General features: G+C 49.3%; 12 protein-coding genes. 6 read left to right on the top strand and 6 right to left on the bottom strand.

Translation table 11 applies throughout. The features are described from left to right. The first annotated feature begins 6 nt into the window (after positions 1–6). The 3 genes from GOU96_RS07300 to tldD are packed head-to-tail and all read left to right on the top strand — an operon-like array spanning position 7 to position 6,163. Positions 7–3,882 (top strand): YhdP family protein, encoded by a 3,876-nt coding sequence (locus tag GOU96_RS07300; protein ID WP_175248265.1) that lies wholly within the window; start codon positions 7–9, stop codon positions 3,880–3,882. An 8-nt stretch (positions 3,883–3,890) separates the two neighbouring features. After that, a complete protein-coding gene (locus GOU96_RS07295) occupies positions 3,891–4,718 on the top strand; it encodes a carbon-nitrogen hydrolase family protein (protein WP_175248264.1) in 828 nt (275 codons plus the stop codon). Then, positions 4,718–6,163: a metalloprotease TldD gene (gene tldD, locus GOU96_RS07290; RefSeq protein ID WP_000178537.1), complete on the top strand. Its 1,446-nt coding sequence runs from the start codon at positions 4,718–4,720 to the stop codon at positions 6,161–6,163. The genes GOU96_RS07295 and tldD overlap by 1 nt, the downstream gene beginning before the upstream one ends. A gap of 95 nt (positions 6,164–6,258) precedes the next feature. Here the strand turns inward: tldD and arcA are convergent, their stop codons facing one another. Continuing rightward, a complete protein-coding gene (gene arcA / locus GOU96_RS07285) occupies positions 6,259–7,482 on the bottom strand; it encodes an arginine deiminase (RefSeq protein WP_001081180.1) in 1,224 nt (407 codons plus the stop codon). Between the two features lie 726 nt (positions 7,483–8,208). On the opposite strand from arcA, the gene rraB reads away from it, so the two are divergent. Both rraB and GOU96_RS07275 read left to right on the top strand, forming a co-directional pair. Then, the gene (rraB, locus tag GOU96_RS07280; protein ID WP_000019331.1) at positions 8,209–8,631 is read left to right on the top strand and encodes a ribonuclease E inhibitor RraB; all 423 of its coding nucleotides are present in this window, start codon (positions 8,209–8,211) and stop codon (positions 8,629–8,631) included. Positions 8,632–8,777: 146 nt separating this feature from the next. Next, entirely contained in the window at positions 8,778–9,575 is a 798-nt protein-coding gene (locus GOU96_RS07275) for a glycosyl hydrolase 2 galactose-binding domain-containing protein (protein ID WP_114812971.1), read from the top strand. A 66-nt stretch (positions 9,576–9,641) separates the two neighbouring features. Here the strand turns inward: GOU96_RS07275 and GOU96_RS07270 are convergent, their stop codons facing one another. The 5 genes from GOU96_RS07270 to argR form a co-directional block, all read right to left on the bottom strand. Continuing rightward, a complete protein-coding gene (locus GOU96_RS07270; protein WP_000753231.1) occupies positions 9,642–10,025 on the bottom strand; it encodes a DUF2061 domain-containing protein in 384 nt (127 codons plus the stop codon). A gap of 150 nt (positions 10,026–10,175) precedes the next feature. Next, positions 10,176–10,613 (bottom strand): universal stress protein, encoded by a 438-nt coding sequence (locus tag GOU96_RS07265; RefSeq protein ID WP_000276487.1) that lies wholly within the window; start codon positions 10,611–10,613, stop codon positions 10,176–10,178. A gap of 121 nt (positions 10,614–10,734) precedes the next feature. Beyond that, positions 10,735–13,299: a TRAP transporter permease gene (locus GOU96_RS07260; RefSeq protein WP_248388219.1), complete on the bottom strand. Its 2,565-nt coding sequence runs from the start codon at positions 13,297–13,299 to the stop codon at positions 10,735–10,737. Positions 13,300–13,469: 170 nt separating this feature from the next. Next, complete coding sequence (locus GOU96_RS07255) at positions 13,470–14,438, bottom strand: TAXI family TRAP transporter solute-binding subunit (protein WP_000056629.1); 969 nt, start codon at positions 14,436–14,438, stop codon at positions 13,470–13,472. A 323-nt stretch (positions 14,439–14,761) separates the two neighbouring features. Beyond that, complete coding sequence (argR, locus tag GOU96_RS07250; protein ID WP_001246635.1) at positions 14,762–15,232, bottom strand: transcriptional regulator ArgR; 471 nt, start codon at positions 15,230–15,232, stop codon at positions 14,762–14,764. A 327-nt stretch (positions 15,233–15,559) separates the two neighbouring features. Here argR and mdh point away from each other — a divergent pair, with 327 nt between their 5' ends. Continuing rightward, the gene (gene mdh / locus GOU96_RS07245; RefSeq protein ID WP_267781538.1) at positions 15,560–16,495 is read left to right on the top strand and encodes a malate dehydrogenase; all 936 of its coding nucleotides are present in this window, start codon (positions 15,560–15,562) and stop codon (positions 16,493–16,495) included. The last annotated feature ends 66 nt before the right edge of the window (positions 16,496–16,561 follow it).

The raw sequence follows: 16,561 nt of genomic DNA, 5'->3' as shown, positions 1-16,561 counted from the left end.
CATCGGGTGATTTCGACAGTAACCCGCCTCGGGCGGATCCTTATGTGGCTGCTGGTCAGCCTGCTGATTGTGTTGGCTTTGGCCGTCACAGCCCTGCGCATTTTGCTGCCACAGATGAACCGTTTTCAGGCGGAAATTCAGCATTGGCTGAATCAAAACTCGTCGGTACAAGTGGCGATTGCTGATGTTCAAGGTTACTGGCGCAATACGCACCCCTCCCTCTCACTGCAAACCTTACAAGCCCATTGGCCGGACAGTAACGATATTCAGCTGAATGCGGCCAGTGTCGAGATTGAGTTCGACCTGCTGCAATCAGTGTGGCAGCGGCAACCTGTGGTTGCCGATCTTACTGTCAATGGTTTAGTCCTTGATTTACGGGCGATCGACTGGCTGGCCTTAGAGCAAAATCCTAATCCGAAACAGTCGCGTCAAGGTCGCGTAGTCAAACAGCTCGATGATCTCTTACTGCGTCAACTGGATGATTTCACCCTCAAAAACTCAGCGATTTTGTATCGCACTTTTGCCGGCGATCTGCGCCAACTCGATATTGAAAAACTGCGTTGGCAAAACCAAGGTCTACGCCACTTTGCTGAAGGGGTGGTCAGTATTGCAGGCATCAACATCAACTCTTTGTTGGTAAGTGCTAACTTTATTGATCATGGTTCGCTGCGCGATGTGTCGGGCGATTTCTATGTCAGTGCGGATAAAGTGCGCGTATTACCTTGGCTAACACGATATTTAAAAGATCAAACTGGCATTCAAAAAGGCCAAGTAAGCTTAAATGCTTGGGCGACCCTTGAGCACAATCAGCCGAAAGATGGCTATGTCGAATTTAAGCCTTCGGAGTTGGTGTGGCAAAACGGTGAGCAGACCCATGAACTGCTGCTTGAGTCAGGGATTGTCGAACTCAAACCAACCGAGAAAGGTTGGCAAGTAAATGCCCACTCACTGCGTTTACGAAGTGATGATGAGCTATGGCCGCTGTTGGATGTGGCGATGGATTGGCAGCCCGATGAGTGGCGGCTCAATCTCTCTCAGCTCAATATTGAGAACCTGTTACCTCTGGCTAAGTTGATCCCCGAGTCACAAACGCTCAATCATTGGCTGACAATCTTAAAGCCGAAAGGGACTTTGGAAGATGTGCGGATTGCCAAAGGCGCAACGTTAGAATCATTACGTTATTCGGCATCATTAATTGATGGCGGAATAGCGCAATGGGAGTTGCTACCCCAAGTCAATGCTCTGCAAGCGCAAATTCAAGGCTCACCGAGCAAAGCACTCATTAAAGCCAGCATGGTGGATGACGTGTTGCCCTATGGTGAGGTGTTTCAAGCTCCTCTGAATATCCGCCAAGGCGCAGTGAATCTGGTCTGGCAGCAAGAGCAATATGGATGGTCGCTCTGGTCCGATAAAGTCACGGTAGCGACGCCGGATTTGCAAGCGCTGGGTGCATTTCGCCTCGATTTTCCGGATCATGCTAGCCCATTCCTCTCATTTTATGCCGAAGCCGATCTCTTTAATGCTGGGGAGACATGGCGCTACTTGCCGACGTTGGCGTTAGGCCGTGAGCTGACCGATTATCTCTCGACCGCGATTCAAGCGGGACAAGTCAATACCGCGAAACTGATCTGGTATGGCGCGTTAGATCAGTTTCCTTATCGTATGCACAATGGCGTGTTCCAAGCTTGGGTTGGTTTAAAAGAGGCCAAATTTGCCTTTGATACGGCTTGGCCACCGATCACCGATTTGCAGCTCGATCTGCTGTTTGAAAATGACGCCATGTATCTCGACTCGCGCTCTGCTACCTTGATGGAAGTCAGTGCTGAACGGATCACCGGCCGTATTCCTGAATTGGCCGAGCTGGGTCACATTGAGATTGAAGCGGTAGCCAGTGCCCAGCAAGGTAACGCGATTCGCAATTACATGATGGCGACCCCGTTAGTCGATTCCGTAGGCGCGGCGCTGACTACGATTCAAGTTAAAGGACCGGTGCGCTCAGAGTTTCAACTCAATATTCCATTCCACAGTGGCGCAGAGCCGCGGGCTTGGGGCTTTGCCGAGCTGAGCAATAACGCGGTGGATATTGATACACCGCCGATGAGCCTTACCTCTGTGTCTGGCAAAATCGAGTTCGATAATGACCGCGTGAGTGCAGCGGGGCTTGATGCCCGTTTGCTCAAACAGCCCGTCTCGATCGATTTTAAAGGCGAAGATGCCAAGCGGGGTTATGCGGTTGGCATTGATATGGTTGGGGATTGGGAAGTCAAACCGCTGATCCCGTTTGTGGGCGAACGCTGGTTAAGCCGAGTGAAAGGCCATGCACCTTGGCAGGCGAGCGTTGACATTCAACTCAATGATGTGGGCTTTACTTACCAATTGGATGGTAAGGCGGATTTGCGCGGGTTAGAGAGCCGCTACCCCTTCCCACTTAAAAAAGCACTCAAAGTGAAAGGGCAGGCTCTGTTGCAAGCCTCGGGCAATCAAGAGATGGTTTCCGCGCGCTTGCAACTGCCGCAAGCAAAATATCAGGCCGAGATCGATTTAACGCCTAAAGTACCGGTTCTGAAAGCCACGAATCTGGTGCTTGGGCAGGGCAGTTTTAAAATTAGCCCAGTGGTGGGGCATCATGTCCAGTTGCGTAGCCAAGCGTTCAATCTGGATGATTGGCTCTCCATTTTGAATGAAAAGCCTGCGCCTAAATCGCGAAAATCTAAGCTGGCCAGTTTAAATACGCCGGCATTTCCAATGCCGGAGCGAGTGGATGCGGCGGTTAAAGAGCTGACCTTTGCAGGGCTGGATTGGCATGACGTGGATCTTAATGCGCGGCGCAAAGACCTCGGCTGGCTTCTCAATCTGGATAGCCAAGAGATCAAAGGCCAAGCCAATTATATTGAGCCTTATGATTTGAGTATTGCGCTTGAGCGCCTGCATCTGTTTTTGCCTCAGCTCGAGGTGGGGGAAGAGGCGTTGCTGGTTGATCTTGATCGTCAGAAATTACCGCTTATCACCGATTTTGATCGTAAATTCCATCAATGGATGCCTAACCTTACGTTGACCATCAAAGACTTTTGGTTGCAAGGCTACAAAATCGGCCAAGCGAATGTCGATTTTCAGCGCCAAGGGGATACGCTGCTGTGGAAGAGCATTGATTTCACTAGTGGTACCAACCAACTGCATGTTAATGGCACTTGGACGCTGACTGATACTCAGAGCCGAACCCAAATGAATTTGGATATGAAGGGCGATAACAACAGTGACTTGATGGCACGTTTTGGGATCAACTCAGGTATCCAGCGTGCGCCGTTTGAGATTACCGCAAGCACGCAATGGGATGGCGCTCCGTGGTCAATGCAGGTCAACACTTTGCAAGGCAAGGTGGATACCAAACTTGGAAAAGGGGTGATTTCCGATGTGAGTGGGGCGGCAAGGTTACTTGGTCTATTTAGCCTTGATTCAATCATACGCAAAATGCAGCTCGACTTTAGCGATGTATTTGATAAAGGGATGGCGTTTGATTCGATCTCCGGCAGTGGTGAGCTTTCCCAAGGAATTTTTGTCACCAATAACATCAAAATGGATGCGGTGGCCGGAGAGATGACGATTAAAGGTCTCGCCGATCTCAATACGCGCACGGTCGATGCAGAAGTGAATTTCGTCCCGGACATTACATCAGGCATTCCGGTATTGACGGCGTTTGCGGTGACACCGCAAACCGCCTTGTATGTGCTGGCGATCACCACGGTGATCTCTCCGGTAGTGGAAGTGTTTACTCAAGTCAACTATGAAGTAAAAGGACCGCTCGATTCACCGACGGTGAAAGAGCTTTCGCGCAGTAAAGGCGAATTCAAGTTGCCGGAAAAGCTGCGTAAACTGACTGAATAGGGAAGAAAATGCAACGAGTTGGACTGGTGCAAATGACCTCAGGCCCTGAGATAAGTCGTAATCTGACTTATCTCAAACAAGAGGTGGCCAAGCTTGCTCAGCAAGGAGCGCAATGGATTGTGACACCAGAAAATGCCCTGCTGTTGGGGAATCGTGAACAATACCATCAACAAGCCGAATCTTTGGATCACGGTCCAGTTCAGCACGCCTTAGCGAGCCTCGCCAAAGAATATGGTGTATGGTTATTAATAGGCAGTATGCCGATCCGCCGCGCTGACGGGATTACCACTAGTAGCCTATTGTGGAATGCACAAGGTGAGCGAGTGGCGGTTTACGATAAACTGCATATGTTCGATGTCGATGTCGCTGATGGCCATCAGCGTTATCGCGAATCCGAAACCTTTACGCCGGGGCAACAGGTGGTCGTCACCTCAACGCCGTTTGGAGCGTTGGGCCTATCGATTTGCTACGATGTGCGCTTTCCGCACTTGTACGCAGAATTACGGCGCCAAGGTGCACAGATTTTGCTGGTTCCTGCGGCCTTTACTGCGGTGACGGGCCAAGCCCACTGGGAAGTCTTGTTACGCGCCCGAGCCATTGAAACGCAATGCTGGGTGATTGCCGTGGGTCAAACTGGACATCATCCATGCGGACGAGAGACGTGGGGACATTCCATGGTGATTAGCCCGTGGGGTGAAGTGATCGCCAATTTAGGCGCCGAAGTACAAAGTAAAGTGGTCGAGTTCGATCTTGCAACGCTCGATTCTGTGAGACGCGCAATGCCCATTACACAGCACACGCGTTTTACCCATCAATTAATAGAGAACACACACTGATGACGATGAACCAAATTGAAACGGCACTGCTGGCACCCGCTGGGCTCACTGAACAGGATATTGCCGATACGCTGTCCAGTATTGCGACTCGCCAGATTGATTATGCCGATATTTATTTCCAATCCAGCTGGCATGAATCTCTGGTACTGGAAGACAGCATCATTAAAGACGGCTCATTCAATATTGATTGTGGGGTCGGTGTGCGCGCCGTCAGTGGTGAAAAAACCGGTTTTGCTTACTCTGATCAAATTCAGTTAGAAGGTTTAAAGCAGAGTGCCATCGCGGCGCGTGGGATTGCTCAACAAGGTCAAAACCTCACCGTACAAGCGTTTAAGCGCGCGCAACATCCTGAGTTTTATGGCGCGCATAACCCACTGGAAAGTTGGGAAAAACAGCAAAAAACCGAACTGCTGAAACAGCTTGATGCGTACATTCGTACTAAAGAGCCTCTCATCACCGAAGTGTCAGTCAGTTTAAGCGGTGTGCATGAGCAGATCCTCGTGGCGGCTACTGATGGCACGTACGCAGGGGATATTCGTCCTCTGGTTCGTCTTTCGATTAGCGTGCTAGCGCAAAAAGGCGATCGCCGTGAGCGCGGTAGCGCGGGTGGTGGTGGCCGTTTTGGTTACGACTATTTCTTACAAGAAGAAGCGGGACAAAAAATCGCGTTTTCTTTCGCCGATGAAGCGATTCGCCAAGCGCTCGTTAACCTTGAAGCGGTAGCCGCTCCTGCCGGAACCATGCCTGTGGTACTCGGATCCGGTTGGCCGGGTGTGTTGCTGCATGAGGCGGTCGGTCATGGCCTGGAAGGCGATTTTAACCGTAAAGGCTCGTCGGTATTTGCAGGCAAAGTCGGCAAAAAAGTCACTTCTGATCTGTGTACGATTGTCGATGACGGTACACTCAAAGATCTGCGCGGCTCTCTCAACGTGGATGATGAAGGGGTGAGTGGTCAATACAACGTGCTGATCGAAAAAGGTATTTTGAAAGGCTACATCCAAGACAAGCTCAATGCCCGTTTAATGGGCGTAGCACCGACGGGGAATGGCCGCCGTGAATCTTACGCTCATCTGCCTATGCCGCGTATGACCAATACTTACATGCTACCGGGCGAGCACACACCAGAAGAAATCATCGCTTCGGTGAAAAAAGGCATTTACGCCCCGAACTTTGGTGGCGGTCAGGTGGATATCACCTCCGGTAAGTTTGTGTTCTCGGCCTCAGAAGCCTACTTGATTGAAAATGGCAAAATCACCCGTCCAATCAAAGGCGCAACTCTGATTGGTTCTGGTATTGAAGCCATGCAGCAGGTCTCTATGGTCGGTAACGATCTGGCGCTGGATCGCGGTGTTGGCGTGTGTGGTAAAGCGGGACAAAGCGTGCCAGTTGGCGTTGGCCAGCCAACTCTGAAGTTGGATGCCCTGACTGTGGGTGGGACAGAGTAACCGAATTTTGCTGGTTCGTTGTCCTAACCGTTAGCCTGACAATAGACACTACGACGCAAAACCACCGCCATTCGCGGTGGTTTTGCGTTGAGAGATTAAATCCCGTCACGCTCAATCGGGCAGCTCATACAACGTGCGCCGCCGCGGCCACGTCCTAGCTCATTGCCGGGAATGGTCAGTACCTTAATGCCTGCTTTATCGTATTTCTCATTGGTATAAACGTTACGTTCGTAGCCAATCACTACCCCAGGTTTGACAGTGAGGACGTTATTGGCGTCATTCCACTGCTCGCGTTCGGCTTCGTAACTGTTGCCACCTGTGGTGATGATTTTCAAATAATCGACTCCAAGTGCTTGCTCAATAGCGTGCAAATAGCTGGGGACTTGCTCAACGCGCATATCGCCGTTGTTGCCCTTGGGGGTGAGTCGCCAAGTCGGCAGATCTTTACGCATGACCTCTGGATAAACGGAAAAAGTATCCACATCTATATGAGTCATCACCGTATCTAAATGCATGCATGAGCGATGTTTGGGCAGGTTGATCGCAATTACTTCGCTGGCTTGACCATGTTTAAAGAGTGCGGCCGCTAAATTTTCCACCCCTTGTGGTGAAGTGCGTTCAGACATTCCAATCAACACCGCGCCTTTGCCGATCACCAGCACATCACCACCCTCGATATTGGCGTTGTCGTAGTGCAGATCATCAATACCGAAATAGTGGATAAAAGGATGCTGGGCAAAAATCGGGTGCCAGCGATAAATCGCGCGCAAATGGTTGGTTTCACGCTGGCGAGCAGGCTTCATCATTGGATTGAGTGACACCCCTCCATACACCCAGCATGAGGTATCACGAGTAAACAGGTGATTGGGCAATGGCTCAATCACAAAATCGAGTGGCTGGCGCATTTTCGGTAGCATGGAATCCGATTCGAGGTGCAATTCAGAAAAAGCGAGCCCGCCCAGTAAAAGCGTGGTGAGATGATGATCATCAAGATGGTTAAGAGCGTGGCGCAGCTCGCGAGCAAAGGTTGGACCAAAGCGAAAATCGCTGATCTGAGTGTTCAGTAGCCATTGTCTGGCTTCAGGAATGGCGAGTGTCTCTTCGAGTAAATCGTGCAGCAGTAACACTTCCACATCTTGTGTGCGCAACGTATTGGCAAAGGCATCGTGCTCAACGCCCGCCGCTTCAACGGCCAGTACATCATCAAACAAGAGTTCATGGCAGTTAGAGGGGGTTAAATGGGTGAGTGCCCGCTCCGGACGATTTAACAATACACGGCGCAGTTGCCCCACTTCAGAGCCCACATACAAACGATTCATCGGGTTTCCTTCCTCTCTTTTGTGCCACCCGCAGCGATGTGTAGGTAGCGATGGCTTATCCCTTTCCTATTTACAGCGGTGTTGGCTACGTTCGTTCACCCCAGTCGCAGTGTTTATCTATGCTCATGGGGATGTACTCTCTTGCTGCCTACCTGCCACTCCAAGTAGTTTGGGTATAACAAGCATCCTGCTTGCCAATTCTTCGGTTCGATATAGTTATGAAGAGATTTTTATGAAGTTGCAAGTTGGCTTTGTGTTATTAAACTTCGCTTTATTTTTATTTTTTGGATTATTTGTCTTTTTTAGCTGTGGTTTTTAGCGCTGTATTCTTTTTGCACCTAAGATGTGTGTTGTTGCTCAATTTGCTTAGCTATGCGCAGCATAAGCCGATGTGTTTATGCATTTTTGGTTCTTTAATTAACTATTTATTCACAATGGGTGAGTGCTTGAAGGGAAGGGTGGAATTTTTTCCTTTTTTAGTCGGTTTTTAGCTATGCATTATCTTTCCATAAACAGGCAATCAGCCGCTCGATTTCAACGGATAGAGAGAGCACAGATTATGCTGAATTTGGCATTTGATAAAAAAATGTTAAAAACCTTATAAGGAAAGGATCGTGAGTTCAGTGAAAGATCTTCCCAGATCGTTTTGTGGCTAGAAATTCCCTTCAATCCATGCGATAGTGCGCCGCACAAATTTCCGATCCCATTGACTATCTGGAGCACATCATGTCTCACCAAGATGATTATCTATCTGTAGAAGAATTAATCGAGATCCAAAAGGAAGAGACTCGCGATATTATTCAGGCCCTGCTCGAAGATGGCAGTGATCCAGATGCCTTGTATGAGATTGAGCACCATCTGTTTGCAGAAGATTTCGATAAGCTGGAAAAAGCGGCCGTTGAAGCGTTCAAAATGGGTTTTGAAGTGCTGGAAGCGGAAGAAACGGAAGATGAAGATGGTAATAAGCTGCTCTGCTTTGATGCCACCATGCAGTCTGCATTAGATGCCAAACTGATTGATGAACAAGTGGAAAAACTGGTCAATCTGGCTGAAAAATTTGACATCATTTATGACGGTTGGGGTACGTATTACGAAGGCGAAGACGCTTTGTACTCTGACGAAGATGAGGATGAAGACGACGAGCATTAATCCTCGAGTCTAAGATACCAGCCACAGGGCTGGTATTTTTTTGCCTGTACTAATCGATTGTAAGCCACAATCACTGTGTTACATGGACGCTGCAATAGATTTCACTTCGGGTATAATGCGCGCAAACCAACAGGAATTGGAACCTTATGCAGCTCTCACTCGCCGGCCTTTGGCAACTCTCTCCACTGACGGATCTCTCTATCCCTCAAGATGACATCACCTTTCCAGCGCCATTAAGTGCCGTTTTGCCCAAAACATTGAGCGAAGACGATATTGCGCAGCAAGAGTGGCATTTAATGCACGATATAGAGGTGGATGACGATTTGTTGAGCTTTGCCGCTATTGATTTGGTTATTGAAGGCATTGATTACCACGCTGAAGTGCGCCTTAACGGTGTGGCGCTGTTTGACTGTGATGGCTCACAAGCGATTTACCGCAAAGAGATTCGTCCATTATTGAAGCCGGGTCGCAACCGATTTGAAATTCTATTTTTAGAAGCGGATGAGGATGGGTTGCTGGATGAAGAGGAGAGCGAGTTGTGTTTCTTGGGCGAGCAGGATGTGCCCAATTATGATCAGCGAATGGGGATCTGGAAAGCGCCTTATCTACAATGCATCCGTCATTTGCGTCTGACCCATGTTTCAACTGAGCAAATCTGGCATCACAGCGGTTGCGAGTTGCTGGTAAACCTGTTTTTCACCACCTATTCGCCGGGCTTGGTTTCCGCTGCGGTAAAATTTGATGGGCGAACCTATCAAGTGCCGATTGATGTGCGTAGCGATCATGCGAGCGTACTCTTTCAGGTTGATGCCCCCAAGATTTACGATGTGCGCCACCCGCGAGCAGAAGATCTGTATCTGATCACCGTGCAGTTGGATGGGCAAGTTAAGCGTTTCCGACTGGGCTTGAGTGAAGCGCATTGTGTTAGCCATTTCCCGCTGTAACGTTTTTTGCATCAACAATACAAAACGCCTTCATCAAGAAGGCGTTTGAAGATGCTTTGGCATCACTTAGTGAGCGCAGCCAAGATGGCCTGCGTGTTTGCTTTGCCAAACTTTCTCATGAAAGTAGTAGGCACAAGTGTTGATGCTGGGTTCAATCATCGCCATCACCCCACCGACCAACCAACTGCCCGTTAACAGGTAAGCCACGCTGAACGCTACGGTAAAGTGAATCGTCGCGAAGCTGGCCGTTTTGATTCTTGGGTCGCCCGCAAAGCGTTGTAAAGCAGCGGATTTCACCCATGCTTTTTCATGGAAGTAAAACGCAACGGTGTTCACCATAGGTTCGAGCATTGCAATCAGGCTGCCGATGATGACATCGCCTGTCAGTACATACGCTACCGTAAACGCGATGGTAAAGTGTATTGCTGCAAAACTTAATGTCTTTTTCATGATTCAGTCCACCTGATCTTGTTCGATGAGTTGATTATCGATAATCGTTCTCAGTTATTCAAACAGGCAAAACCAATTAGTGTGATAGGAATCGGTGAACAAAAAAGGCGCAATATGCGCCTTGAATAAACGATTGAAGATGAGTGCCGATTAACCTTGTGGTTTGACGACCATGACATTAATGGGCGAATTTTCCACTACTTTACTGGCCACGGAGCCGAGCATCACTTTATCGATGCGTGAGCGTTTGTGGCTTGGCATAACAATTAAGTCAGCCCCTAAGCGCTCGGCATAATCAAGGATAGTGGCGTAAGGTTTGCCTTCGGCGATGTGGAGTTTGTACACCACCTCTTCAGCGATGTGCTTCTCCGCAAAGGCTTTGAGTTGTGCTCGCACATCATTTTTCATCTGCGCGGCCGCGTCTTTAGGAAAATAAGTCGCCACCATGGACATGTGAATACCAGGCAACACGTTCAGCAAGTGAATTTCGGCATTGGAATGCTTAGCATGCCAGACAGCAAGTTGCACCGCTTTGTCGGCAAAGCCTTGTTCATTCAAATCAACCGGAACAAGAATATGTTTATACATGACGCTCTCTAGGGTTTATTCGTCATCCCGCAACATGCGTCTTAGGGATGCGTTAGCGATGATTGATTGACGGGATAAGTATATGCCTGATTTGACTCAGGCATATTGACATAGCACCTTGTTACGCCTTTTTTATCCGTCTTTTTTGGTTCCAAGCCAGCAGTAAGGTCAGCAAAATCGCAGGCAAGAATACCCACTCTTTCATTGGTCGATCGCTATCGACCACCACTGAGCGAATTTCCCAATCGAAATCGATGCCCGCCGCTTCGGCTGGGCTGCCAAACTCAACCATTTCTACCAGCATGCGGTTTTTATCATTAAGCAGAGTTAAGCCCATAGAGGCGATCCGATCTTGAGCGCTGACGGCGCGATCTTCAAATGGCAGTTGCACGGTTTTAGAGGTGTATTCGCCTTTAAGATTCTCTCCCGCGACGATCATTTGGATCGGTTGTCCAATGGGAGCTTGCTCGACAATCTGCTCTAACTTAGTGCCGGCATACATGACTTGAGCTGGGTAGACCATGTCCCACCAAAAACCGGGGCGGAAGAAGGTGAAGGTCAGCACCAGTAGCGCGACGACTTCCCACCATTTGGTCTTGGTTAACCACCACCCTTGGGTTGCCGCCGAGAACAGCAACATGGCGGTGATGGAAGAGAGTATGGTCAGCATTAAGTGCCACCAGCTATCAATACCCATCAGCAGCAGTTGGGTATTAAACACAAACATGAAAGGCAAAATCGCGGTGCGGATATCGTAGGCAAAGCCTTGGATACCGGTGCGGATCGGGTCGGATTTGGCGATCGCCGCCGCGGCAAATGCGGCAAGTCCGACCGGAGGCGTATCATCGGCCAAAATACCGAAATAGAATACGAACAGATGCACCGCAATCAGTGGAATGATTAAGCCATGTTCAGCGCCTAGAGTGACAATGACTGGAGCCATCAAGGTGGAAACTACGATGTAGTTGGCGGTCGTTGGTAAGCCCATACCCAGAATTAAGCTGATCACGGCAGTGAAAATCAGCATCAGCATCAAGTTACCGCCAGAGATAAACTCGACAAAGTCGGTCATCACTAAACCAATCCCAGTCAGGGTCACTACCCCCACGACTGTGCCAGCGGCAGCGGTCGCGACCCCAATGCCGATCATATTGCGGGCACCTGAGACTAAGCTTTCAAAAAGGTCAGTCACGCCCTCTTTCGCCGCATCACCTAGTGAACCCGTGCGATTAAAGAGAGCCATCAGTGGACGTTGCGTGAGTAGGATGAAAATCATAAACACGCTGGCCCAGAAGGCCGATAAGCCGGGCGAGAAGCGCTCAACCGTCAAACACCACACCAATACCACAATCGGCAGCAAGTAGTGTAGACCGGATTTTAGCGTCGGGGCGACATCGGGGACGTACTGCAAATTCTCATCAATCCCTAAACCCTCTTTGGCGTAGGGGGCGGAGATTTTCACTAAGCCGACATAAGCAGCCAATAACACCACAGTGAGGATGGGCGTTGCTGCGTCGCCAAAGGCTTCTTTAGTCCAGCCGATACCGTAATAAACCACGGCACTTATCACGCATAAGCCAAGAATCGTGGCGGTAAATGAGAGCAGCTTTTGGGCCACCGTCGATTGATGACGACGAGGCAAACCACTCATGCCCGCCTTACACGCTTCAAGGTGAACGATATAAATCAGCGCGATATAAGAAATCAGTGCGGGTAGGATCGCCGCTTTGATCACTTCAACATAGGAAATCCCGACATATTCCACCATTAAGAAAGCCGCTGCACCCATAATCGGTGGCGTCAGCTGGCCGTTGGTGGAGGCGGCCACTTCCACTGCACCCGCTTTGGTGCCGGGAAAACCCACACGTTTCATTAAAGGAATGGTGAAAGTTCCCGTGGTGACCACGTTGGCGATTGAAGAGCCAGAAACCAATCCGGAAAGGCCTGACGCTACCACGGCCGCTTTGGCTGGACCACCACGCATGTGCCCAAGCATCGAGAAAGCCACTTTGATGAAGTAAGCGCCCGCGCCAGCCCGCTCCAGCATGGCACCAAAAAGCACGAACAGGAACACGAATGAGGTAGATACCCCAAGTGCGACACCAAATACTCCTTCGGTGGTGAGCCACAAGTGTGACATCGCCTTATTTAGACTCGCCCCTTTATGGGCAATCACATCGGGCATGTAAGGGCCAGCGAAGGTGTAAAGTAAAAAGAGCGCGGCCACCATCATCAGTGGTGGGCCTAATGCCCGGCGTGTCGCTTCGAGGAGTAATACCATGCCGACCACAGAGGCGATCACATCAAACTGAGTGGGTGCGCCTGAGCGTCCTGCGAGCTCGGCGTAAAACAGATAGATATAAGCAGCGGAAAAGCTACCCGCGAGTGCCAAAAGCCAGTCGGTTAAAGGAATGCGATCGCGCGGCGAACCTTTCATTGCCGGATAGGCCGTGAAGGCGAGAAAAACGGCAAACGTTAAGTGAATGGAGCGAGCTTGCGTATCATTGAGTACGCCAAAGTCGAAGATAAAGGGGAGTGGTGAAGCGTACCAAAGTTGGAAAAGTGACCAACAGAGCGGAACAAACCAAAGCACACGCCCCGGAAGCCCTTTGGGGGCTCGAGCGCCAGTGTCTGCTTGCGCCACCATCTCTTGCACATCTTGCGACGGTGTTGTTGTCTGCGTCATGTACCTTATCCTTATTATTGATGTTCCATAGACTTGTCATCGGTACTGAGAGTGTTGTACCTGAAAGTAGTATCACCAAACGTGAACGTGATACTAATGAGGAGGCATTTGCCTCCTCTTTTTTTATTTTTACGGGAGAGGATTTCCTCTCCCTTCTCAGTTGAAACGCGTTACTTAATCAAACCCGCTTCTTTGTAGTATTTCACTGCACCTGGGTGGAGTGGGATAGAGTTCCCTGCGGTTACCATGTCTTCTTTTTTCAAGTTAGCAAACGCTGGGTGGAGGCGAGTAAAGGTATCGAAGTTTTCAAATACCGCTTTGGTCAGGTTGTAGACGACCGCTTCAGACACATCTTCCGTGGTGACTAACGTTGCTGCCACACCAAAGCTTTTCACTTCTTGATCTGTGCCGCTGTACATGCCAGCCGGTACAACGCTGTAAGCATAGTAAGGGTTGTTGGCGACGATCTTTTCGATCTCAGGGCCCGTAGCGGGAACCAGTTTGGCAGCACAAGAGGTGGTCGCTTCTTTGATGGCACCATTTGGATGGCCAACCATGTAGATGAAGGCATCAATCTTGTTGTCACACAGCGCTTGTGAGCGCTCTGAGCCTTTGAGCTCCGCCGCCAGTTTAAAGCTGTCGTTATTCCAACCGAAGGCATCCATCACCACTTGCATAGTGGCGCGATCGCCTGAGCCTGGGTTACCAATGTTCACGCGCTTGCCCGCGAGGTCTTTCACGTTTTCAATGCCTGAATCAGCACGCGCGATGATATTGAAAGGCTCGGTGTGCATTGAGAATACGGCGCGCAGTTTCTTGTACGGGCCTTGTTCTGCAAATTCGCTCGTGCCGTTGTAGCCATGGTACTGCCAATCTGATTGCACAATACCGAAATCCAATTCGCCAGAACGGATAGTGTTGACGTTGTAAATAGAGCCGCCAGTCGATTCAACGGAACAACGAATGTTGTGATCTTTACGATCCTTGTTCACTAATTTACAGATAGCGCCGCCCGTAGGGTAATAAACACCAGTAACCGAACCGGTACCGATAGTAATGAAATCCTGCGCGCTGGCGACACCAGAGCCGATAACTGCGGCTGCGATAGCACCCATTTTGATTATTTTAGGTAATGACATGAATTTCCCTTCCTTCATTGGTAATGTAACCCAAAGCGTCAGCGCGGCTTCGAGCTTTCCTGCCTGAGAAACGTTGCTTTATTCGCGGCAAAGAACGATAAAGCAGCGGAATCATACCAAAAAAACAACAGATAATTACACAACTGTTAAAATTTATAGTGTGATTGACTCATTTATTAAACAGCAAAGCGTTGAGTATTCCGTAAATATACCCTTTTAATTTCAAATGCTTAGTCTGTTTAAATGGTGAGTAATGATGTTTCTAAGATGTGAGTTTAGTCACGCACTATGGCGTGACTAAACATCATTAAATGAGAAAGTGGTTAACCGGCGTATTCAAACAATTCGCACACAGAGTGGAACAGCTCTTTCACTGGAACATCCAAGGTCGGGGTGATAAAAATCGTGTCATCGCCAGCGACTACCCCGAGAATGCCTTCGGATTTGCCGAGAGAGTCGAGCAAGCGAGCGATCAATTGTGCCGCTCCCGGACCTGTGCGGATCACCACCAACGCGTTGTTGTAATCCACATCCAGCACTAATTCACGCAGTGAGCTACTCGCTGTCGGTACGCCTAATTCTGCAGGCAAGCAGTAAACCATCTCCATCTTAGCGTTACGGGTACGTACCGCGCCAAACTTGGTCAGCATGCGCGATACTTTGGATTGGTTGATGTTGTCAAAGCCTTCATTTTTTAGCGCTTCAACAATATCGCCTTGTGAGCCAAAGCGTTCTTCTTTTAGTAAGGCTTTGAAGGCTCGGACTAGGTTGTCTTGTTTATCTACGTTACGCATGGTTCTTCTTACTTTGGTTAAATGATCGATTTGTGCATATTCTCGCATACCTATGCACGACACACCAAACGACTCGCTAAAATTGTCTTCACTGTCACTGTAAATGTTTTTGTTATCAGGTTAGATCGCTGTATAACTCTTTGTCTCAATTGAACATTAACCGATAATCGTCTTCGATGCTGTAACGCCTTCTCAGCAGTATTGCGCAAAGTCGCAAAGCTGACGTTAATTGATTGTAATCAGATTGTGATTGCTATAGCGTTTGACGGTCGGATACACCTAATCACCCTACAAACATATAAGAGATTACTCTCAAGGAGATTTACGATGAAAGTCGCTGTTATTGGTGCCGCTGGCGGCATTGGTCAAGCCCTTGCTCTGTTACTCAAAAACCGTCTTCCTGCTGGTTCTGATCTCGCGCTGTATGATATTGCGCCTGTCACACCGGGTGTCGCTGCGGATCTGAGTCATATCCCAACACCAGTTACCATCAAAGGCTATGCGGGTGAAGACCCAGCGCCTGCGTTGGAAGGTGCGGATGTGGTTCTGGTTTCTGCGGGTGTTGCACGTAAGCCGGGTATGGATCGTGCGGATCTGTTCAATGTGAACGCTGGTATTGTGAAAGCATTGGCAGAAAAAATTGCTGTGGTGTGTCCGAAAGCCTGTGTTGGCATTATTACTAACCCAGTGAACACAACGGTCCCTATCGCAGCCGAAGTGCTGAAAAAAGCCGGTGTGTATGACAAGCGTAAGCTATTTGGTGTCACCACACTGGATGTGATCCGCTCTGAAACCTTCGTTGCCGCACTGAAAGATAAAGATCCGGGCCAAGTTCGTGTGCCTGTGATTGGTGGTCACTCAGGGGTTACCATTCTGCCTCTGTTGTCGCAAGTAGAAGGCGTAAGCTTTACCGATGAAGAAGTCGCCGCGTTGACTAAACGTATCCAAAATGCGGGTACCGAGGTGGTTGAAGCTAAGGCGGGTGGCGGTTCAGCGACTCTTTCTATGGGCCAAGCGGCATGTCGTTTTGGTCTTGCACTGGTTAAAGCACTGCAAGGCGAATCTGATGTTGTTGAGTACGCGTATGTAGAAGGTGAGGGGGAGTACGCTCCATTCTTTGCCCAACCTATCAAGCTAGGTAAAAATGGCGTTGAAGCGTTGCTGGATATCGGCAAACTGAGCGCTTATGAGCAAGCCGCGCTGGATGGCATGTTAGATACGCTCAAAGGCGACATTCAAATCGGTGTTGAGTTTGTAAAATAATCGAAAATCGATTTAAGCATTGGAAAATACCGCTCTTGAAGAGCGGTATTTTTTTATCTCAATGAT

It is taken from the genome of Vibrio sp. R-1 (genome assembly GCF_035615595.1).
GTDB classification, from domain to species: domain Bacteria; phylum Pseudomonadota; class Gammaproteobacteria; order Enterobacterales; family Vibrionaceae; genus Vibrio; species Vibrio cholerae.
This window is presented reverse-complemented; position numbering and strand designations above follow the sequence as displayed.